Below are 21,029 nucleotides of genomic sequence, written 5' to 3'. Positions count from 1 at the left end.
CAAGGCAGTCAAGCCACCGGGCTTGCCAACCTCCGTCACGATCAGCCCCGCATGCCAAGTTTCGCGATGACCGCCGCCCCTTCGCTCCAGGGGACTTCGTGAGGCATTCGCTTCGTTGCGGCGGCAACAGACGCAACGGCACCCGCCGCTTCGCCCATCGCGACAGCGTTGCCGGTCACGCGATAGCTGGCATGCGCAATGAAATCTCCGCTGATGCACCGCCCCGCCAGCAGCAGCCCATCGACGTCCCGCGCGATCAGCGCCCGCAGCGGAATGTCATACGGCTTGGTCTTGATACCGAAGTTGCTGTACGGAGCCGACTTGTTGTGCTCGGTCGAAAGGGCATGGACATCGACCGAGAACGTGGCCCGCGTCACGGCATCGTCATGGCGGGCCCCGCCGGCGACGTCGTCCTTGCTCACGACATACCGCCCGCGGATGCGCCGGCCGTCGCGAATGCCGATCTGCTCGGCCGTCGCCGCCAGTTGGACCCCGTCCCACGGCCCGCCGAGCTTGCGAAGTCCTTTGACGATTTTGTTGAGTTCCGAGCGGGCGCGGACCGTGGCATCGGTAACGGCGGCGGCATCGTACGCGAGCACGCCATACTCGTGATTCATCATCACCAGGAGCAGGTTGTCGCGCACCTGGAAAAGCGTCGGCTTGCCGTAGGAGGGATCGAAGCCGGCTTTGCGGATCTCGGCCAGCAGGGCGAGCTTGGCGTCGTTGGTCGATCGCCCGTCGCCCGGGCCGGTGCTGTGCAGGAAACTGTTTAGTGCAGCGGCGTCGCGGACGACGAGCAGCGCATCCATCGACATCGGCTGGCACGGGCAGGCCTTGGACTCGCCGACTTCAAAGTCGCACCCGGCGAGCGCGCCCAGGTCGCCGTCGCCGGTGGTATCGATGAATACTGGCGCGCGCCACGCCTGTCGGCCGGACTTGGATTCGGTGACGATGGTGGTCAACCGCCGACCGTCGCGATAGGCGGCAGTCACGCGGGTGTGAAGCTGGAACTTAACCCTGGCTTCGACGCAGAGATCTTCCAGCAGCAGCTTCATCTCCTCAGGCTCGTAGCCCATGCTGCTGGCGCCGGTGCCACGACGAGCGCCCCGGTCGTCGAGATGGCGAACGAGTTCCTTCGCGAAGCCGGGCTTGTTGAAGTCGAGCAGGTAGCCGAGCAACCCGGCCGTCCAAACCCCACCCAGGCAGCCGTGAACTTCGAACAGGCGGACGCGAGCCCCCGCGCGGGCCGCGGTGATCGCGGCGGTCACGCCGGCCGGTCCGGCACCGCAGACGATGACATCGGCATCTTCAACAATCGGGAGATCCCGCGCCGGCTCGGCAAACCTGCCGGGCAGCGGTGCATCGGCGGCGCTTGCGAACCCGGGCGCGGCAACAGCACCGGCGACCGCAGCTTGCAGCAATCCGCGACGCGACCAGATGGAGCGATTCTCAGTCATGGTGTCGGTCTCCGGTTCGGGCTTCTCGAAATGGCATGTGGGCATGCCCGCGTCTGCGCCAGAAGAATCGATGTCGCTGTCAACCTACCGAGACGTCAGCCCGGTGTCGACCTATACTTGCCGACCTATTACGAATCTCCGTGAGCGGCGCACGTCTTGCCGCATCTGATCGCAATATGTTAGGGTGTCTTCAGGCATGGCAATGACGTCAAAATACATCCGGATCCGCGGCGCTCGCGAACACAATCTCAAGAACATCTCGGTCGACATCCCGCGCGATCAGCTCGTGGTCATTACCGGGCTTTCGGGCTCCGGGAAATCGACGCTCGCGTTCGATACCGTGTTTGCCGAAGGTCAGCGGAAGTACATGGAGTCACTCTCCACGTATGCCAGGCAGTTCCTCGACCAGCTACAGAAGCCTGAGATTGACGAAATCGAAGGGTTGCCGCCGACGATCGCGATCGAGCAGCGTTCGGCCTCGTCGAACCCCCGATCGACGGTCGCGACCACGACCGAGATTTACGATTACCTGCGGGTGCTCTTCGCCCGCGCTGGTACGCCCCACTGCTGGGTTTGCGGCAAGCCGATCAGCAGCCAGAGCGCTTCGCAGATCGTCGATGCGATCATGAAGCAGCCCGCCGGCACCAAGCTCATGGTGCTGTCGCCGCTGATTCGCGGGCAGAAGGGCGAACACAAAGACACCTTCGGCGCGCTTCACAAGCAGGGGTTTGTGCGGGCACGCGTGGACGGCGAAGTTGTGGACCTGAACCCTTCGGCGTTTCCGGCGATGAAGAAGACGTTCTCTCACACCATCGAAGCGGTGGTCGACCGCATCATTATCAAGCCCGAAATCCGCAGCCGCGTCGCCGACAGCGTCGAAACGGCGCTCAAGCTGTCGCAGGGCCTGGCGACGGCGGCGATCGGCAACGCCGACGGCACTTGGACCGATACGCTTTTCAGCGAAAAGTTCGCCTGCGCCGACCATCCGGAAGTCAGTCTGCCGGAACTCGAGCCCCGGCTGTTCAGCTTCAATTCCCCGCACGGTGCCTGCCCCGATTGCCACGGTCTGGGAACCACCTTTTTGTTCGACCCGGACCTGATCGTGCCGGATGAATCGATCTCGCTGGAGAGCGGCGCGATCGAAGCCTGGCGCAAGAACGGCAAGCGGATGAACATCTTCTACAGCCGTGCCTTGCGCGATTTCTGCCGGGCGTTCGGGCTGAACTACAGCGGGCCTTACAAGGACATCCCCAAGAAAGCCCGCGACGTACTGATGTTCGGAACGGGCAAGAAACGTGACGCGACGATCGACATCACTTTCGAGGGCGTCGTACCCAATCTGCAGCGGCGGTTCGAGACGACCGAGAGCGAGTGGGTTAAACACCGCCTGCACGGGTACATGAGCGAACAGCCCTGCAAAACCTGCAACGGCCGACGGCTGAAGCAGGAGGCACTGGCAGTTCGGCTTCACACGACGACGGCACTTGGGAGCGCCGCTCTGCCCCCGCCGCCAACGGATGCCCCGGCCGATATCGCCCATTACGCAGTTGATACGGACGAGCGGGTCACTACCGAGCTTGCGACGGTGGCCGCGGTTGAGCCATCGCCCATCGCTGCAAAGTCAGCAAACGGCAAGACAAAGGCAGCCAAGACGAAGAAGGGCTCGACCAAGGCAAAAGACGCACCCGCAGCGAACGCGTCGCCTGCGGCGACGGCGGGCACTGACTCAGCACTCAGCACTCAGAACTCGCCACTTCTCGTCCTCCCGGGTTACAGCATCGACGACGTCGCCCGGCTGACGGTCGAACGCGCCAAGACGTTCTTCGAGAACCTCAAGCTCTCCGAAGAAGGCACCAAGATCGCCGAGCCGATCGTCCACGAGATCGCGGCGCGGCTCGGATTCATGGTCGATGTCGGGCTGGGGTATCTGTCGCTCAGCCGAAAGACCGGATCGCTCTCCGGCGGCGAGGCCCAGCGCATCCGCCTGGCGACGCAGGTCGGCAGCGGGCTGGTGGGCGTGTGCTATGTGCTGGACGAGCCCACCATCGGCCTGCACCAGCGCGACAACACCCGCCTGATTCGCACGCTGCTGCGGCTTCGCGACCTGGGCAATACGGTGCTCATGGTCGAGCACGATGAAGACTGCATTCGCGCCGCCGACCACCTGATCGACATCGGCCCGGGCGCCGGCAGCCACGGCGGCAACGTGATCGCCGAGGGGCCGATGCCCGCCGTCCTATCGCAGACCCAAAGCACGACCGTGAAGTACATCGTCGGCGAGCTGCAGATCCCGGTGCCCGAAAGTCGCCGGCCGGTCGATCCGGACAAGGCGTGCATCGAAATCAAAGGCTGCCGCGAGAACAATCTGAAGGACGTTGACGTCCGCATTCCGCTCGGCGGATTCGTCTGCGTGACCGGTGTTTCCGGGTCGGGCAAGAGCACGCTCGTCAATCAAACTCTACTACCGGCCCTGAAACGCAAGCTCTACGCGTCCAAGCTCAAGGCCGGCGACCACAAGACGGTCAACGGCATCGGTAAGATCGACAAGGTCATCGAGATTGACCAGTCCCCCATCGGCCGAACGCCGCGCAGCAACCCGGCGACCTACACCGGCGTGTTCGACGAAATCCGCAAGGCCTTCACCGCGACGCGCGAGGCCAAGTTGCGCGGTTACGAGGCTGGGCGGTTCAGCTTTAACGTCAAAGGCGGCCGTTGCGAAAGCTGTCAGGGCCAGGGCACCAAGTGCATCGAGATGCACTTTCTGCCCGACGTCTACGTGAACTGCGAAGTCTGTCACGGTGCCCGCTACAACGCCGAGACGCTGCAGATTCACTACCGCGGTAAGAACATCGCCGAAGTGCTGAACATGACCACTGAAGAAGCGCTAGGCTTCTTCGAGAACATTCCGCCGGTCTACCGGATGCTCAAGGCGCTCAACGAAGTCGGCCTGAGCTATGTGAAGCTCGGCCAGCCGAGCACACAGCTCTCCGGCGGCGAAGCCCAGCGCGTGAAGCTGGCCAGTGAACTCGGCAAGAACCCGACCGGCCACACGCTCTACGTGCTCGATGAGCCGACGACCGGCCTGCACTTTGCCGACATCCAGAACCTGCTGAACGTGCTCAATCGGCTAGCCGACCTGGGCAACACCATCCTGGTGATCGAGCACAACCTCGACGTCGTCAAGTGCGCCGACTGGATCATCGACATGGGCCCCGAAGGCGGCGAAGGCGGCGGGCGCGTCGTCGCCGAGGGAACGCCCGAGGCCGTCGCCAAGGTGACTGGCAGCCATACGGCCGAACATTTGGCAACAAAGCTGCTACCGACGGCTGTGCCGCTGCCCGTGCGGTCGGGCCGCAAGGGGAAACCTGTGGCGAGCGGGACGTAGTGGGATGCCAACCGAGGCATCACGCCGCGTTCGACCGCCGCACGGAAAGCCTGGCCTTTTCGAGTCGGGCCGACGCCTCGTCTACCTCGCGAATGGTGTCTTCGAACCAGGCGTCGGTCAGTTCGGGCAGTGGGGGCTTGGGTGCCCGCCGGGGGAGGCGCAGTTTGCGCAGCGCGAACATCCGCCGGGTCAATCCGGCAACGCCGGACTCGGTTGCGAGATATGGGACGGTGGCGGTGTTGTGTGCGTCTTTTTGGCCCATCGGGTTGTCTCCCAACGACAGTGACTCAGATGTCCGCTCCACCCGCTGGCGTACAGATAGCGACCGGATTCGGTCGTAAGTTCGGACTGGTTGCGGATGTAATGATCCTGTAGAGTCCCCGGCCCGTCGCCGGCGTCGTGGTTGCAAGGAAAACTGTCACGTCGGATATCGTCTGTGTATCCGAGAAAGCCCCAGCGGAACCCTCCTCATGACCGAACTTTCCTCCCCGGGTAAGAGTCCACTGACCCGCACCCAATGGCTCATCTGTGTCATCGCGTCGATCGGGTTTGCGTTCGACATCTATGAGCTGTTGATGCTGCCCCTCATCGTCAGGCCCGCACTGCAGCAACTTATCGGAGCTGCGCCCGGAACACCGGAGTTCCAGAAGTGGGTCGGGTTGCTGTTTTTCGTACCGGCGTTCGCCGGCGGGATTTTCGGATTCCTCGGTGGTTATCTGACGGACCGCCTCGGCCGCCGTCGTGTGCTCACCTGGTCGATCCTGCTTTACGCCGGCTCGGCGTTCGCGGCGGGCTTCGCGACTGACATCTACATGCTGCTGTTCCTCCGCTGCCTGGTGTTCATCGGGGTGTGCGTGGAGTTCGTCGCCGCCGTCGCCTGGCTGGCCGAGCTGTTCCCTGATCCCGAGCGCCGCGAGAAGGTTCTCGGCTACACCCAGGCGTTCAGCTCCGTTGGCGGACTGCTGGTCGCGGTCGCCAACACGCTCGCGATTATCTATGCCGACAAGTTGCCGGCGATCCACGGCAGCCACGACACCGCCTGGCGATACACCCTGATGAGCGGGCTGATCCCGGCGATCCCGCTGATTCTGATTCGCCCGTTCCTGCCGGAAAGCCCGGCCTGGGCGAAGAAGAAGGCTGAAGGCCGCCTACGCCGGCCGAGGATCGCGGAACTGTTCAGCCCGCAGCTTCGCCGCACGACGGTCATCACCACGATCATGTTCGCGTGCAGCTTCGGCGCGGCGTTCGGAGCGATCCAGATGATGCCGCAAATCGCGCCAGGGCTTCCCGACGTCCAGCGGAGAGTTGCCGAGGCGGTGAAGCCGATCGACGAAAAGATCAAGGCTGCCGTCGCCGCGACTCGGCCGACAACAAAGCCCGCCACGCTGCCCGACGCAGCAGGAATCGCCCCCGTGGCGGCCGCGATCGTCGCGGATGTTTCGGCGGCGGCCACCCATCCGGCAGCAATTGCTGGAGCGTTGCCGACGACGGCCGCCGCGTCAGGGCCGTCGACCAAGCCGGCCGCAGGACCCTCACCGATCACAAAGCTGCAGATCGACAAGAAGAAGGAGACCGCTCAGGTCGAGCAAAGGATGGCATCCGACTACACGAAGGTGCAAGAAGTCGGCGGATTGATCGGCCGGTTCCTGCTCGCAATGCTGGCTGTTGTGATCGTCAGTCGCCGATCCCTGCTTCGTCTCTTCCAAGTGCCGGGACTGATCCTGATGCCGCTCATCTTCGGCTACGCAGCGATTCATAACTTCACGTTCTTCACCATCGGAGGCTTTGAAGTCACCCTGTTCATGGTCGGCATGTTTGTCGCCGGCCTGGTCACGGTGGCCCAGTTCAGCTTCTGGGGGAACTACCTCCCGCGCGTCTATCCGATGCACCTGCGCGGGACGGGTGAGAGCTTCGCCGCCAACATCGGCGGGCGCATGATCGGAACGAGCTTCGCGTGGATCACCGCGACCATCGCCGGATCCAGCCTGTTTGGCGAATCGATGTCCGCGCCGACGAAGGTGGCATACACCGCCGCAGGCGTAGCGCTGTTCGTGTACCTCGCAGGATTCATCTGCAGCTTCTTCCTGCCGGAGCCGGGGCCGGAGGAAGTCGAAGAGCATTGAATCAGAATGTTTTGGGGCTTGTGCCCCAGGCTGTTGCTGATCCGCCGCGTTGCGGCTGAATTGCCGGAGCCCCTCATTCTTGTCCGTCCCGCTCGTCGTTCCCTCTCGCGGAGCAAATATGAGACACCTCGCCTCCCTCATTGCGCTAGCTCTGATTCTGCTCGTCGCTCCGCTGCACGCCGCCGAAACCCTCGGCGATGCCAAACGCGTCCTGTTCCTCGGCGACAGTATCACCTACGGCGGCAACTACGTGGACGCGGTCGAAACCGCGCTTCGGCTGAAGTACCCCGACCGGAAGATCGAGTACATCAACTGCGGCCTGCCGAGCGAAACCGTCTCGGGCCTGTCGGAAGCCGGCCACGCCGGCGGCAAGTTCCCTCGGCCTGATCTGCACGAGCGCCTCGACCGCGTGCTGGCCAAGACCAAGCCCGACCTGATCTTCGCCTGCTACGGCATGAACGACGGCATCTACATGCCGCTCGCCCCCGACCGCCTCGCCGCCTTTCAGAACGGCATGAAGAAGCTGCGCGAGAAGGCGGCGGCGATCGGCGCTCGCGTGGTACATGTCACGCCGCCCGTCTTCGATCCGATGCCGATCGCCGGCAAGGTGGTCCCGAAGGATCAGGCGACCGAAGGCAAAATGTACGCCGGCTACGACGAGGTTCTGGCGGCGTACGGCGACTGGCTCCTCTCGCAACGGTCGGCCGGCTGGGAAGTCATCGACCTGCACGGCCCGATGACCAAGGCGATCGCCGACGGTCGAACGAAAGACCCCAAGTTCAAGTTCAGCGGCGACGGCATCCACCCCAACGCCGACGGCCACCTCGTCATGGCCAAGGCAATCCTGGCCGGCCTGACACCGCCAGTGGAAATTGACACCAAGACCTACGGCGACCCTGGCGACCCGAAGTCGAAGTTCTCGCAGGTCGAAAAACTCGTCCGCGAACGCGGCCGCATCCTGCTCGACGCTTACCTCACCGACGCCGGGCATAAGCGCCCCATGAAAGCCGGCCTGCCTATGCCAGAAGCGCTCGCCAAGGCAGCCGAGATCGAGAAGAAAATCCAGGCCGCAAAGTAGGGTTCGTCCTACTCGACACTTCCGGCACAGGGTGGCATGGGCAACGGTACTCCGTTGCCCGTGTCGAACGTCAATCGACGTACATCACGGGCAAGCGAGTACGCTTGCCCGTGCCACCCAAACTGACTCATAAACCCTACTTCAGGTCGACCGTCACTTCCCCAATCTGCCCGCCGAACTCGAACGGCGTCGTATACGATCCCACCAAGCCGCCAAGATCCTTCCCGACCTGCAATCCGTCGATCGGCGTCTTGCTGAGTGGTCCGGCCGCTTTGCCGCTCGCGACAACCTTGTCATCGACCGACAGTATGATCGAGCCGTCCTTGCCCAGTGTCGCCGAGACCTTCATCGGCGCCAGCGGCACGGTCTTTTCCGTCGAGATCTCGGTGAGCTTGTTGTTGTTCCGCGTCGCGAACACGACCCGCCCTGCCTTCATGTACAGCGAGTAGCCGTGAGCCGAGCCGCCCTGGGCGACGATCACACCATCGGCGGCGGGTTTGGTGATCATCGCCGTGATGGCGATCGTCTTGCCGGCGATCTCGGGCAGGTCCTCGCCCGTCAGCTCGTCGCCAGACTTCAGCTTGAACGACGTCTGCTCACGCCCCTTCTTCGCCCCCTTCGGCTGCGGTGAAGGATAAGGCTTGACCGCCGCCCGAACGGCGTACGCTTCCCATAGATCGGCCAGTTCTTTCGTCTTGTCCGGCATCGTCTCTGCCAGGTCGTGCATCTCGGTGCGGTCCTTGGCGATGTCGTAAAGTTCCCACTTGCCGGCCAAACCCTTCGCGACCAGCTTGTAATCGCCGACGCGGATCGCCCGGTTCTCCTCGTGCTCCCAGTAAATCGCCTGGCGGTCGATCTTCTGCCCGGCGAAAGCCGGCGTGAGGCTGCGGCCTTCCATCGGCTGGATCGCCTGGCCGTTCAGTTCCTTCGGATACGCCGCGCCCGAGACGTCGACACACGTCGCCATGATGTCGATCAGATGGCCGGGCTGCTTCTCCCACTCGCCCTTGCGGCTGATGCCCTTCGGCCAATGCGCGATCAGCGGCGTGCTGATGCCGCCTTCGTGGTTGAAGTGCTTGTAAAGCCGGAACGGCACGTTCGACACATTCGCCCACGCTTCGCCGTAGGCGATGTAGGTGTCGGTGTCGCCGGGCATGACGACTTCCCCTTGTCGCACCGGCCGGCCATCACGCGTCTGCTTGGGGATGACATCCAGCCGGATCGCGTCGTCGGCAATCTTTGGGAACGACGCAGGCTGGTTGGCGACCGGCCGACGCCCGATGGGCTCCTGGCAGGCGCCATTATCCTGCATGAAGAAGATGAGCGTGTTGTCGAGCTGCCCCTGGTCGCGAAGTGTCTGTACGATCCGGCCGATGCCCTGGTCCATGCGATCGATCATCGCCGCGTACACCTCCATGCAGCGAGCTTCCCATTCCTTGTTCGAGACCTTGTCCCAGTCGCCGAACTGCGGACTGATCTGCCAGCGTTCGTCGATCAGGCCGAGCTCGCGCATGCGCTTCAGCCGGGCCTCGCGGATGGCGGTGTAGCCGGCGTCGTACTTGCCTCTGTATTTGGCGATGTCTTCCGGCAGCGCGTGCATCGGCCAATGGGCCGCGGTGTAAGCGACGTACATAAACAGCGGCTTGTCCGGCGTCGCCTTGCGGTGCTCGGTGGCAAAGCGGATCGCGTGATCGGTGATCGCGTCGGTGTAGTAGTACTGTTTCGGCTGATACTCGGCGTCGGCCCGGGGCGAGATCATCGTGTTGTCACGGGTCAGCGTGCCGGGGTCGTAAAAGTCGCCGGCGCCGGTGATCGTGCCGTAGAAGCGATCGAACCCGCGCTGCAGCGGCCAGGCTCGCTTGTCGCCATCGGGTTTGACGTTCTTGTTGTTGACCACGTGCCACTTGCCCAGGCCGTAAGTGCCATAGCCGGCCGACTTGAGAACCTGCGCCATGGTGACGCAGCGGTCGTTGAGCTGTCCGCGGTACCCGTCGACGCCCTTGTCCTCAGTCATGTGCCCGACACCCGCCTGGTGCGGATAGAGGCCGGTCAGCAGCGACGCCCGCGTCGGGCAGCACCGCCCGGTGTTGTAGAACTGCGTGAACCGCAGGCCCTCACCGGCGAGCTTATCGAGGGTAGGCGTGCGGATCTCCGAGCCGTAGCAACCCAGATCGGAGTAACCCATGTCGTCGGACAGGATGACGACGATGTTGGGGCGAAGGGCCGCGGTCTGGCCCCGCAGTGGAGCGGCAATCGCAGCCGCGATGAGTATTGTGAATAGGGCGATTCTTGACTTCATAGGTAACCTCCAAGTCGCGGCAAACACGTGTTCTCGGCCCGTGCTCCTCTGGCCTCAGCGTCTTCCTGGGACCGCCGAGCGCCTGCTCGGCTCTTCGAATCCGTCAAAATTTCGTGCCGAGCAGGCGCTCGGCGGTCCCGGAAGTCTCCTAACTGCGCATTCACTCCGGCCCCCGTCAACGTCCGGCGGGATACCCTTATTGCACTTCGCTGAAGTCGACAACCATCCCGCCACATTTCCCAGATCGACCGGTATCGATGGACATGGGAATCTCGCGCAAATCGATGATCGTGGCGATGGCGGCCTGTGGGTTGTTCACGGGGGTTGGTCTCTCCGCCGACCCCGCCTCCTCCTGGCCGCAGTTCCGCGGGCCGACGGGCACGGGCCAGGCCGCCGACAAGGCCGTCCCCACGAAGTGGGACGCCGGCAGCGTTGTCTGGAAGACACCGCTCAAAGGCAAAGGGCACTCCTCTCCGGTCGTTGCCGGCGACAAGATCTTCCTCACCTCCGCGCTCGAAGACGGACGCCAGCGCGTGGTGCTGGCGTTTGATCTTGCCAGCGGCAAGCAGCTCTGGGAACAGGTCGCCTGGACCGGCAACCCCGAGAAGAGCCACAAGATGAACGGCTGGGCCACGCCCACCGTCTACGCCGACGGCCAGCACGTCTGGGCCTGGTTCGGCCCGGCCGGTGTCTACTGCTACACCGAGGGCGGCAAGCCGGTCTGGTCGCAGCAGCTGGGCAAGTTCGACACCAAGAATGCCCGCGGCATTTCCAGCAGCCTGCTCGTCGTCGATGACATTCTGGTCGTCAACGGCGACAGCGAAAGCGACCCGTACCTCTTCGGCCTCGACAAGGCCACCGGCAAAACCGTCTGGAAAACCGAACGCCCCGCCGCCGAAGGCTACAGCTCTCCCTTCCTGCTCGAAGCCCACGGCAAAAAGCAGATCATTCTCAACGGCGACAAGTTCGTCGCCGGCTACGACCCCAAGACCGGCAAGGAGTTCTGGCACTGCAAGAGCTTCGCCGGCCGCGGCGAACCCGTACCGGCGGTCGGCGCCGACGGCACCATCTTTGTCGTCAACGGCCTGGCCGGCGATGTCTATGCCGTCCGCACCGATGGTGCCGGCGACGTCACCAAGACGCACATGACCTGGCACACCCGCCGCAACGAAGGCCGCGACCAGCCCTCGCCGCTGGTGATCGGCAACCACGTCCTGGTGTCGAACATGAAGGGCATCCTGTCCTGCTACGACGCCAAGACCGGCAAGGAGCTCTGGAAGGAGCGCATCGCGACCGGCGACATCACCGCCGCCCCGCTCGCCGCCGGCGGCAAGGGCTACTTCAACTTCGAGAACGGCGAAACCGTCGTCATCGAGCCCGGCGAGAAGCTGAAGATCGTCGCCACCAACAAGCTCGTGCCACAAGGCGGAGAAGTCTTCCGGGCATCGCTCGCCCCGGCCGACGGAAAACTGCTGATTCGGTCCGATCAGACACTTTATTGCATCAAATGACCGATACTGATGCAGAGCACACGGTGCGAGCGTCTGGTGTGATCGCGGGTCATTCGACCGGCAAGGTCGACTCGGCTCACGGAATGCGATACAATCAGCAGACGCTACGGGGCGTAGCTCAGCTTGGTAGAGCGTCTGGTTTGGGACCAGAAGGTCGCAGGTTCGAATCCTGTCGCCCCGATTCGTTGATCCGTCAATCCGTTCGATGGCCCCGGCAATCCCGGGGCCATTGGCGTTTACCGCCCGGACTCTGGGGGCCGACGGAGGTGCCGACGCCAATCATCCCGTTCTGCGACCCCAAGCTCTTCAACTCCATTTCGCCGAACGAACCCGAGGCGACAGCCGGCGCGAGATTAGCGGTCGCACCGCCGGTGCACTCTTCCCGGCTGCCTTTCAAATCCGCCAAACGAACCCGAGGCGATCATCAGTTTGCCGAACGAACCCGAGCCAACCGTCGGCTTCTCGCGTTTGCCTTTCACCTCCTGAAACAAGACCACTCGGCCCGATCCGCCAACGCGCATGACGCTCCGTGGGAGCCGCGCACGAAGGAAGCGGGAATTACGCGATGCCGCTTCCCGTGCCCGCTTACTTCGTGCGCGGCCCCTTTAGGAGGTCACATGCCGCCGCCGGATCGTCCGAGTCAGCACCCCTATGCAATCACCAAGGCGAGCCACGCGACCCGCCGACAGAACCACGTCATCTCGCCACGCGCCACCCAGTCCGACACCCCAGCCGACGACGGATCACACCCGCGACGACCAGGCACCAGGCAGCGCCAGCCAACCCCGACCGAATGCCCGAAAGCATCCGATCCGAGGACGGCATTTTGTACGGTATATGTTAAGACGATCTCGCAGATTTGCAAGCAGAAAGTAGCCGGGCCAGCGACCGAAGGAGCCAGATGCGACTGGCAGGCCACGCCCCCAGGTTCTGTCGCCACCCACCCCCGCCCGGCGGGGACACGAAGGGGATATCGTGATGCCCCTTCTCTTCATTCACTTTGGAAGTCGCTTCAGTTCTGTTATCGATTTGGCCAATCGATCACCTCCGCCATCGAAGATCGCCGCAGAGCCGGAAATCATCTTCGAGGATGATTTCATTTTCGTGCTTTCTTTCCTGCGTCGCTTCCCGGAATCGGTGGCGTCCACTCCGCGGGTTTCGGATTCTCAACTGTCAGGGGGGAGGTGTCGGCGTTGGCTGCCATTTCCCGACTAAGGAGCGCGGTCAGCTCGGCGACCTTCGCCTTGTGTTCGGGCTTGTCGGCCAGGTTCATCAGCTCGTGCGGATCCGCGTCAAGATCGAAAAGCTGGGTCCTGTCCACAAGCGGATAGCGGATGAGCTTCCATCGCTTGTCGCGAATGGCCCGCTGGCAGTCGCGATATGCGGTGTAGAGCACGTCGCGGACGTTGGCCTGCTTGCCCGCCAGGATCGGGACAATGCTTCGGCCATCAATGCCGGCTGGAACTCTCGCGCCGGCGAGTTCTACGAGGGTCGGAAACAAGTCCATCAGGTAAACCAACGCATCGCTTTGGCCCCTGGGAATGCCAGGACCGGCAATCACAAGCGGTACATGCATGCCGCCGAGCTCATAGAGGTTCTGTTTGCCAAAGAGCCCGTGTTCGCCGAGCGAGAGACCGTTGTCGCCACTGAAGATGATGATCGTCTGGTCCCACTGTCCGCAGGCTTTCAGTTCTGCAAAGATTCGTCCGACGTGATGATCGAGTCCGGTGACGCAGGCGAAGTAATCGGCGTGCTGTTGCTTCGTGTCCGCCTCAGTGCGCGGCCACGGTGCCAGTTTTTCATCGCGCACGGTCATCTCCCCATTGTCGAAGGGGTGCAAAGGCATGAACGCAGGCGAGAGCCGGATCTGGGCGGGATCGTAGAGCTTGTGGAATTGCGGCTCGGCAGAGCGTGGATCGTGCGGGACGGGCGGAGCGATGTAAATGTAGAACGGCTTCTCCTCGTGTGCCGCTGCGCGCGACTTGAGGAACTTGATGGTGCCATCGGCAAGACGCTGGCTGCAATGAGCACGATCATTTTCAGGAGTCGCGCCCCTGGCGTCGTCCCTGATAGTCGTTTCAAACGCCGCCAGCCCCGCAGGGAAGCCATTGCCGCATTTGCCCATATGCCAGGTCTGATACCCTGCTGTCCGCAGGACACGCGGCAAAAACGTCGCCGGATCCTTGGCATTGGGCGCTGCGCCAGGACTTCCGGGAATACGCAGCCACGAGCGGCCGGTAAGCATCATCGTACGGCTCGGCGTGCAGACGGCACCGACCATCGAACCCATCGTATAGCAATGCCTGAAGGTCATGCCCCGCTCGACCAGTGAATCGAGATTCGGAGTGACGAGCATTGCATTGCCGAGCGCGTGCAACCCGTCGGCGCGATGGTCGTCCGCGTGGATGTGAAGAATGTTTGGTTTGATCGGCGGCCGCTCCGCGGCACGGAGTGAGGCCGATGGAATCAGGGCGCAAATTGCGAGGATCAGGAGTGGTATTGTTTTCATAGAAATGATCGCCATCCCGCACGATAGAACCGAAGTTCCGCCACGCCAGGCCAGGCCTTATCGCACTCCTTCGTCAGGCGGACTTTCAGCGCGATAACGGATGCTATTCTCTTAGATTTGTCGCTGGCTTCGGTCGTGCCTTCAGTGACCGTCTTCCATTCGCCACCCACCCATACATCGAGCGTGAACTTCCGTTTCCTCCGCGGCGAGACTTCCTTGCCAAACGGCTACAACACGTCGCGAATCTCCCGGCGCAGCCGGTTGAACACCCACGAGCCGACCGCCACTGCGACGGCGGGCCACGCCAGCAGCAGCAGCCATGTCTGCCCGCCGGGTAGTTGCCCCAGCAGAAACAGGCCGCGCGTCGCGTCGAGCACGGGCGTCAGCGGGTGCCAGGCGATGACGGCGCGGAGTCCCGGCGGCAGGATGTCGGACAGGTAGACGACCGGCGCGGTCCACATGATGACCTGAAGCGCGACCGTCAGCATCTGCGAAACATCGCGGAAAAACGCGTTCAGCGTGCCCAGGAGTAAGCCGAAACCCAAGCCGGTCACCTGCATCGACAGCAGCGGCACGGGGATCAGCAGCCAGTACATCGTCGGGCGGAGCCCGGCCGCCAGAGACAGCACCAGAAGGAGCGAAAAGCTGATCGCCAGGCCGACCGACGCGGACGCCGCCGCCTGGGCGACAAAAACCGGTTCCGGGACGGGGAGTTTCTTCAGATACGCGGCGTTGTCGGTGAACGCCGTCGTGCCGCGGGTCAGCGATTCGGCGAGCGACATCCAAGGCAGAAACCCGGCGCACAGATACAGGACGTACGCGAAAGGCCCCTCAACACCCGGAACGGCGGCCGGCCGCATGATGGCGCCGAACACGACCGAGTAGACCACGATCATCGCCAGCGGATGGAGCACATTCCACACCACCCCAAGCCCGGTCCCCGCGTAGCGGTGGCGAAGGTGCGACAGGGCGTGCTGCCAGACGAGCCGGCGGTGGGCGATGACGGGACCGAGCATGCCACAGAGCATGGCCGCGCAGGCGATGGCGATCAAGGGTCGCCGGGTGTTTGTGGTGCGACGTGATGAACGCCGAGACGCCGAGACGCCAAGTAAGACATCCGAGACATTGTGACTCTTGGCGCCTCGGCGTCTTGGCGTTCAGTCTTGGAGTCGGCCTGGTGCGTGGCCGTGTCGCGGCAGTCACGCGTCGCCACGGGCAGCGGAGTACCGCAGCCCATGGCACCCGAAAACAGGCGGGTACCAGAAGTCATCGATTCACCCGCGACAGACGGCCATCGGCGTCCCGGGTTGCGGCGGACGGTCGTGGCCGTATAGTCGCCGGACGATGCCCGAAACGTCGCAGATGAGTGCCGCCCCGCAGATGCCTCCCCCGGCCGAAACGCCGGGTTCCATCGCGTACCGCGAACGGTGCCCGCTTTGCGGCGGGTCGTCGACGATCGTTGGCGTGGTCGGCGGCCCGGTAACCCACAACCAGTACGACCTCCGCCGCTGCACGAACTGCCACTTCGCGTTCCTGGCCAACCCCTGCCTCGATTACGCCCGGATTTACGACGAAGCCTACTACCAGGGCAAAGGTGCCGACCCGCTGCTGAACTACGTCGATGAATTGAACCACCCCGAGACGACTGTCCGCCGCAACGAATGGGAAGGGGTCGTGCGGATCGTCAAAACACTCGTGCCGCCCGCCCCCGGGGTTCGCTGGCTGGATTTCGGGTGCGGCAATGGCGGGGTCGTCCGGCACGCACTGGCGACGACGAGTTACGACTGCGTCGGATTCGATATCGGCTGGATCACCGACAAAGCGCGCGAAACCGGCATTCCGATCCTGAACGACGCCGAGCTCTCCGCCGCCGAGGGAACGTTCGACATCGTCTCGGCGATCGAAGTCATCGAGCACATTCCCGACCCCAACGCGCTGTTCCGGCAGATTTACCGGCTGCTCAAGCCGGGCGGCACGTTCTTCTTCACCACGGGCAACGCACGGCCCTACCGCGATCGGCTGACGCAGTGGGAGTACGTGAACCCGGACATTCACGTGAGCTTCTTCGATCCCGACAACGCCGCGATGGCGCTCAAGGCGGCGGGCTTCACGACAGAGCCGCTGGGTTACCGAAACGGGTGCCGGGAGATCATCCGGTTCAAAGTGCTGAAGAACGTTCACCAGAGCGATCGCAAGTGGTGGCACAATCTGCTGCCCTGGACGGTTGCCGGCCGGGTGCTCAACAAGCGGCTGGGGGTGTTCGAGTTCCCCTTCGCGCGCAAGCCGATCGGATGATCAGGCGTCCTTCTTCTTTCGCGGGGCACGTTTCGGCTTGGCCGCCTTGGCGTCGGCCACGTCGGCCGAGGGCGTTGCCGGCTCGGCGGGCGGTTTCACCGCTGGTGTCACGGCAGTGGCCGGCTCGGGCTTTGGTGTCGAGGCGGGTGCAGCGACTAGTGCGGCGGGCTTGGCAGCCTCAGCCGGTGCCTCCGGCGGCCTTGGTGGCGCCTTCAGTTCCAAGTTGGAAAGGTGCAGCAGCAGGCAGTACTTGTTCCCGTCGGTGCGACCTTCGAGGAAGCCGCGGTAGTTTTGCCCGCCCCGCTGAAAGACCAGCGGCCCGGTCCCCTTCGGCCCCGATCCCAGCAACATCAGGCTTTGCTTTTCTTCCAGCTCTTTGGCCATGCCGTACAGAAAGTCGTAGGTCAGGCCGTTGATATGACCGATCTGCTGCTTGCTGGAGAAGACGAACTTGTTGTAGACGTCCGACTTCTTCATCAGCTTGCCGGTCCATTTCACCGGCTGGCCTTCGACGGCGGTGTTCGAGGTGCTGACTTTCCGCGGCCGGCGTTCCTTCTCGCTGCCGTCGGGGTTGCGGACGACCTCAAACTGCCTGACCTTGTTGACCACCTTGCCTTCGGGATTGATGAAGACGTTGGACGTCTCTTTCAGAAACCGCCCGAAGTTCTCGATGTCCAGTTCCGGGTCGGCGGCGATGATCAGGTCGGCGACTTTCTCGATCCCTCCCGCCTGCTTCGTCAATGCCGCGGCGTCCTTCTCCAGCGACGCCTTGAGCACGCGAATACCCGCCGCCTGCCGCTGCTGAGCGTCGCACCAGCGAACCTTCTTTGCCTTGCGCACGCTCAGCGTGCTGACGGTGGCGTCGCGGCCCTTGCTGTTGGCGATGTTGATCTGACCCACAAAACCTCCATCAATCCGGATTTTATCCACGAATGAACACGAATGGGCACGAATGGAACGGCTGTCCGTGACACGGCTTTCCTAAGCCGTGCGGGCTGCGTCCGAACGTAAGACGACTTCAATCTTCAATCGATCCTCTTCTATTGCTCGACAAGATCGAAATTCCGCAGCACTGAAGATTCGCATTGGTCTGCGTCGTGACCTACCCCGCACGGCTTAGGAAAGCCGTGTCACGGACAGCTTCTTCATTCGTCCCTATTCGTGTTCATTCGTGGACAAAACCTTCGTCGTTCACATCATCCCGAAATCCAGCGATTCGTCCTCTTCACCATCGGTCGGTTCGTCTTCCACGCCACTGGTCTGCTCGAATGACAGGAACTCTAACTTCGTCGGTTCGGCGACCATCAGGAATGGCGTGCCGTCGGCAGCCAGGAGCAGGAACCCGGCGTTGGCCTCCAGCCCGCCTCGGAAGCTGTAGGGGAAACTGTAGATCGCCCCCTTCTTCAGCTCGTCCATGATCGGCGACATGTCTTCAAGGCAGGTGATCGCATACGCCGCCTTGACGTTGTGGCTCAGGTACTCGTCGATCGTCACCGTCTTATCGACAGGAACCGGGGCGGAATAAGACGAGGGCACCGGCGTGATCGGCTTGTTGTCGCTGTCGACCGCCGTCAGCTCCTTCTTTTCTAGCCAGTTGGCGTCCGGCGAAAGAAATCCCATCGCCGTCCCACCCGACGTGACGATGGTCTTGCCGTCGCTGAGCAGCTTGGCCGTCGAGCAGCGGTTGCCGTGCTGGTCGAACGTTTCGATCTCCACGTAGCCGTAAAGATCGGACCGTTCGACGCGGTCGAGTTGGAACGGGAACTCACGCTCCCCGAAGCGCAGGACCAGAGGCTTGGCCATGGGCGGGAGTATGGTGAATCGGGTGAGCGAGAGTCAAGTCGAGGATGTCATTTGTCATTTGTTACTGGTCACTGGTTACTGGTCAGCGGACCGAGTGACAAGTGACAAGTGACAAACCCGCAATTATCGATTGAGGCTTCGAACCACGAATGTTACCATTCGCGGCAGTCCACTTCCCCTTTCAGGTCCTGAAAACTCGAAGGAGCCGCCGATGCTGCGAAGACTTCTGGGTGTCGTTCTGACGACGTCGCTTGGTTTTGCCACGGTCGCAACTGCCAATCCCCTGGCCGGGCCGCTGACCGACGGCGATCCGGGCATCAAGAGCATCGACACGATCGCCGTCGCGTCCGATGGCGTGCTGCTGATCTCGGATGGCACCAATTCGCGGATCGTCGGTGTGCAGACGGACGACATCAAGAAGCTTCCTGGCGACGGCCCGGCCGTGAAGAACATCGTCAAGGAAATCGCCGGCCGGCTGGGCGCGGCGGACAAGGACGTGGAGATCGCCGAGATCGACGTCAACGCCGCCACCGGCCGCACCTACGTGCTGGTCAAAAAGCTCGACGAGAAGCAGAACCTGATCGTGACGGTCGATCCCGACGGCACGATCGCCCCGCTTAGCCTCAAGGCCGTCAAGCACACGTCGGTGTCGCTGCCCAAGGGCACCGCCGGCGCGCCGCGCGTGACCGAGATGACCTGGGCGAAGGACCGGCTCGTCTGCTCGGCCCGGACCAGCGAAGAGTTCGCCAGCAAGCTGATCGTCATCCCCGCACCCATCGGCCCGGAGGCGGCGTTCGGCGTCATCTCCGCCGAGACCTACCACGTCGCCCACGGCAAGTGGGAAACCAAGGCCCCGATGGCGGCGATGTTCCCCTACGAAGAGAACGGCAAGCGATACATCGTCGGCGGCTTCGGCTGCACGCCCGTGGTGAAGTACCCGATCGATGCCATCCAGAACGGCGCGAAGGTCAAGGGCGAATCCATGATCGAGCTAGGCTCCGGCAACCGCCCGCTGAACATGTTCGGCTACACCAAGGACGGCAAGGCGTCGGTCATCATCAACACCTTCCGCTTCCATCACGCCAAGGCCCCGCTGTCGCCGATGCCCTACTGGACCTGCCGGTTCGACCAGTCGATCCTGGCGGCCGACAAGAAGAACGAGCAGGCGATGAAGCGCAACGTGAAGAACCCCGCCGACCCGGCCGTGACGATGGTCGACAGCTTCCATGGCGTCATGCACATGGGCAAGCTGGATGACGCCCGCGCCGTCGTCGTGAAGGACAACGGCGGGCAGATCGACCTGCAGGTGCTGGCGTTGCCGTAAGCGGTTGTGCCATGGGCATGCACTGATGCTGGTGCAGAACGCAGATCGCTGAGATTGGGTGGCATGGGCGACGGTACTCCGTTGCCCGTGTCGAACGTTGATTGGTGATCGCCACGGGCAAGCGAGTACGCTTGCCCATGCCACCCACTATCCGTGCCTCAATATGGACAGGCTGCTGGTCATCCTCTTCTGCCTTCTCTACTGCGCTTCGGCAGTTGCGGCGGAGGCACCCATCCGTGTCGAGCCCGGCGACGACTTGCTTCGGCCCCGCTTCGTCACCATCGCACCCGCGGGCGGCGCTGGCGAGGGCGGCCAACTTCGCCTAGCTCGCCTCGACGACAAAACCGGGGAACCCGGGCCCGCCGTGTTCGGAACCGTCCAGCGGACCGGCGAAACGATTGCATTCCAACCCGAGTTCCACCTCAGCCCCGGCGGCCGCTACCGGGCGACGCTGACGATCGCCGGCAAGCCGCCAATCTCGATTGATTACACCGCCCCCGCCGCCCCGGACGAAAAACCGGCGACCGTCGAACGCGTCTACCCCACCAGCGACAAGCTGCCGGCCAACCTGCTGAAGTTCTACGTTTACTTCTCGCAGCCCATGCGCCAGTCGGACAAGATCTTCGACCGCATGCACATCCTGAATGAGAAAGGCCAAGCCGTTCACGACCCCTGGCGGCGGTTCCAGCAGTGGTCCGAAGACGGCAAACGCCTGACCCTCTGGATCCACCCCGGCCGGGTGAAACAGGGCGTCAATTTGCGCGAAGAGTTTGGCCCGGTCCTGATGCCCGGCCAAAAGTTCACGCTCAAACTCGAAGCCACGCTGGAAGACCTCTCGGGCAAGCCGATGGCCGCGGCGTTCGAGAAGACCTTCACCGCGACGGCCGAGGATCGGGAACGCATCGCCGTCGAGGCTTGGCAGCTGACCGCGATTAGAGCCGGTTCACGCGATCCGCTGAAGGTGACATTCCCCAAGCCGCTGGATCACGCCCTGCTGTCCCGCCTGCTGACCGTCGGCGACGCCGCCGGGAGAGCAATCGACGGCAAGGTCGACGTTGGCGAAGGCGAATCGAGCTGGGCTTTCACACCGGCAAGCCCGTGGAACGGCGAAGGGTATCAGCTCGTCGCCGACGAACTGCTGGAAGACCTCGCGGGGAACACGCCGGTACGGGTGTTTGATGCGGAGATGGGGAAGGCGGGATCGTCGCCTGTTACTCGGCGGGCGTTCGAGCCGCGTCCCTGATC

14 protein-coding genes and 1 tRNA gene are annotated in these 21,029 nt (G+C 63.2%); 8 read left to right on the top strand and 7 right to left on the bottom strand.

The window, feature by feature from the left end; genetic code table 11:
• Positions 1-41: 41 nt before the first annotated feature.
• The gene (locus tag IPV69_RS17385; RefSeq protein WP_206290990.1) at positions 42-1,457 is read right to left on the bottom strand and encodes an FAD-dependent oxidoreductase; all 1,416 of its coding nucleotides are present in this window, start codon (positions 1,455-1,457) and stop codon (positions 42-44) included.
• Positions 1,458-1,653: 196 nt separating this feature from the next.
• Here IPV69_RS17385 and uvrA point away from each other — a divergent pair, with 196 nt between their 5' ends.
• Positions 1,654-4,842, top strand: coding sequence for an excinuclease ABC subunit UvrA (gene uvrA, locus IPV69_RS17380; protein WP_206290989.1), 3,189 nt, complete (start codon positions 1,654-1,656; stop codon positions 4,840-4,842).
• A 19-nt stretch (positions 4,843-4,861) separates the two neighbouring features.
• Here uvrA and IPV69_RS17375 read toward each other — a convergent pair whose 3' ends face one another.
• Positions 4,862-5,104 (bottom strand): hypothetical protein, encoded by a 243-nt coding sequence (locus IPV69_RS17375; RefSeq protein ID WP_206290988.1) that lies wholly within the window; start codon positions 5,102-5,104, stop codon positions 4,862-4,864.
• A gap of 208 nt (positions 5,105-5,312) precedes the next feature.
• Here IPV69_RS17375 and IPV69_RS17370 point away from each other — a divergent pair, with 208 nt between their 5' ends.
• Positions 5,313-6,965 carry an MFS transporter gene (locus IPV69_RS17370; RefSeq protein ID WP_206290987.1) on the top strand — a complete coding sequence of 551 codons (1,653 nt, stop codon included), beginning with the start codon at positions 5,313-5,315 and terminating at the stop codon, positions 6,963-6,965.
• A gap of 118 nt (positions 6,966-7,083) precedes the next feature.
• Positions 7,084-8,043 (top strand): SGNH/GDSL hydrolase family protein, encoded by a 960-nt coding sequence (locus IPV69_RS17365; protein ID WP_206290986.1) that lies wholly within the window; start codon positions 7,084-7,086, stop codon positions 8,041-8,043.
• Positions 8,044-8,179: 136 nt separating this feature from the next.
• On the opposite strand, the gene IPV69_RS17360 is transcribed toward IPV69_RS17365, so the two are convergent.
• Positions 8,180-10,342, bottom strand: coding sequence for an arylsulfatase (locus tag IPV69_RS17360; RefSeq protein ID WP_206290985.1), 2,163 nt, complete (start codon positions 10,340-10,342; stop codon positions 8,180-8,182).
• A 263-nt stretch (positions 10,343-10,605) separates the two neighbouring features.
• Here IPV69_RS17360 and IPV69_RS17355 point away from each other — a divergent pair, with 263 nt between their 5' ends.
• Both IPV69_RS17355 and IPV69_RS17350 read left to right on the top strand, forming a co-directional pair.
• Entirely contained in the window at positions 10,606-11,853 is a 1,248-nt protein-coding gene (locus IPV69_RS17355; protein ID WP_206290984.1) for a PQQ-like beta-propeller repeat protein, read from the top strand.
• 107 nt (positions 11,854-11,960) lie between these two features.
• Positions 11,961-12,034: transfer RNA gene (locus IPV69_RS17350), tRNA-Pro, on the top strand.
• A 915-nt stretch (positions 12,035-12,949) separates the two neighbouring features.
• On the opposite strand, the gene IPV69_RS17345 is transcribed toward IPV69_RS17350, so the two are convergent.
• Complete coding sequence (locus IPV69_RS17345; protein ID WP_206290983.1) at positions 12,950-14,377, bottom strand: sulfatase-like hydrolase/transferase; 1,428 nt, start codon at positions 14,375-14,377, stop codon at positions 12,950-12,952.
• Positions 14,378-14,589: 212 nt separating this feature from the next.
• Positions 14,590-15,414 (bottom strand): ABC transporter permease, encoded by an 825-nt coding sequence (locus tag IPV69_RS17340; RefSeq protein WP_206290982.1) that lies wholly within the window; start codon positions 15,412-15,414, stop codon positions 14,590-14,592.
• 292 nt (positions 15,415-15,706) lie between these two features.
• Here IPV69_RS17340 and IPV69_RS17335 point away from each other — a divergent pair, with 292 nt between their 5' ends.
• Positions 15,707-16,657, top strand: a complete 951-nt coding sequence (locus IPV69_RS17335; protein WP_206290981.1) for a class I SAM-dependent methyltransferase — start codon at positions 15,707-15,709, stop codon at positions 16,655-16,657.
• Here IPV69_RS17335 and IPV69_RS17330 read toward each other — a convergent pair whose 3' ends face one another.
• Both IPV69_RS17330 and IPV69_RS17325 read right to left on the bottom strand, forming a co-directional pair.
• Complete coding sequence (locus IPV69_RS17330; RefSeq protein WP_206290980.1) at positions 16,658-17,557, bottom strand: hypothetical protein; 900 nt, start codon at positions 17,555-17,557, stop codon at positions 16,658-16,660.
• A gap of 291 nt (positions 17,558-17,848) precedes the next feature.
• The gene (locus tag IPV69_RS17325; RefSeq protein ID WP_206290979.1) at positions 17,849-18,460 is read right to left on the bottom strand and encodes a hypothetical protein; all 612 of its coding nucleotides are present in this window, start codon (positions 18,458-18,460) and stop codon (positions 17,849-17,851) included.
• Positions 18,461-18,671: 211 nt separating this feature from the next.
• Here IPV69_RS17325 and IPV69_RS17320 point away from each other — a divergent pair, with 211 nt between their 5' ends.
• A complete protein-coding gene (locus tag IPV69_RS17320; RefSeq protein ID WP_206290978.1) occupies positions 18,672-19,784 on the top strand; it encodes a hypothetical protein in 1,113 nt (370 codons plus the stop codon).
• A gap of 163 nt (positions 19,785-19,947) precedes the next feature.
• Positions 19,948-21,027, top strand: coding sequence for a hypothetical protein (locus tag IPV69_RS17315; RefSeq protein ID WP_206290977.1), 1,080 nt, complete (start codon positions 19,948-19,950; stop codon positions 21,025-21,027).
• The last annotated feature ends 2 nt before the right edge of the window (positions 21,028-21,029 follow it).

The sequence above is a fragment of the Humisphaera borealis genome, from assembly GCF_015169395.1.
In the GTDB taxonomy this organism is placed as follows: Bacteria; Planctomycetota; Phycisphaerae; order Tepidisphaerales; family Tepidisphaeraceae; genus Humisphaera; species Humisphaera borealis.
This window is presented reverse-complemented; position numbering and strand designations above follow the sequence as displayed.

What these genes read in the sequence shown, in the direction of transcription:
- IPV69_RS17385 (WP_206290990.1), bottom strand. Translation starts at nt 1,457, where the DNA reads ATGACTGAGAATCGCTCCATCTGGTCGCGTCGCGGATTGCTGCAAGCT.
- uvrA (WP_206290989.1), top strand. Translation starts at nt 1,654, where the DNA reads ATGGCAATGACGTCAAAATACATCCGGATCCGCGGCGCTCGCGAACAC.
- IPV69_RS17375 (WP_206290988.1), bottom strand. Translation starts at nt 5,104, where the DNA reads ATGGGCCAAAAAGACGCACACAACACCGCCACCGTCCCATATCTCGCA.
- IPV69_RS17370 (WP_206290987.1), top strand. Translation starts at nt 5,313, where the DNA reads ATGACCGAACTTTCCTCCCCGGGTAAGAGTCCACTGACCCGCACCCAA.
- IPV69_RS17365 (WP_206290986.1), top strand. Translation starts at nt 7,084, where the DNA reads ATGAGACACCTCGCCTCCCTCATTGCGCTAGCTCTGATTCTGCTCGTC.
- IPV69_RS17360 (WP_206290985.1), bottom strand. Translation starts at nt 10,342, where the DNA reads ATGAAGTCAAGAATCGCCCTATTCACAATACTCATCGCGGCTGCGATT.
- IPV69_RS17355 (WP_206290984.1), top strand. Translation starts at nt 10,606, where the DNA reads ATGGGAATCTCGCGCAAATCGATGATCGTGGCGATGGCGGCCTGTGGG.
- IPV69_RS17345 (WP_206290983.1), bottom strand. Translation starts at nt 14,377, where the DNA reads ATGGCGATCATTTCTATGAAAACAATACCACTCCTGATCCTCGCAATT.
- IPV69_RS17335 (WP_206290981.1), top strand. Translation starts at nt 15,707, where the DNA reads ATGCCCGAAACGTCGCAGATGAGTGCCGCCCCGCAGATGCCTCCCCCG.
- IPV69_RS17325 (WP_206290979.1), bottom strand. Translation starts at nt 18,460, where the DNA reads ATGGCCAAGCCTCTGGTCCTGCGCTTCGGGGAGCGTGAGTTCCCGTTC.
- IPV69_RS17320 (WP_206290978.1), top strand. Translation starts at nt 18,672, where the DNA reads ATGCTGCGAAGACTTCTGGGTGTCGTTCTGACGACGTCGCTTGGTTTT.
- IPV69_RS17315 (WP_206290977.1), top strand. Translation starts at nt 19,948, where the DNA reads ATGGACAGGCTGCTGGTCATCCTCTTCTGCCTTCTCTACTGCGCTTCG.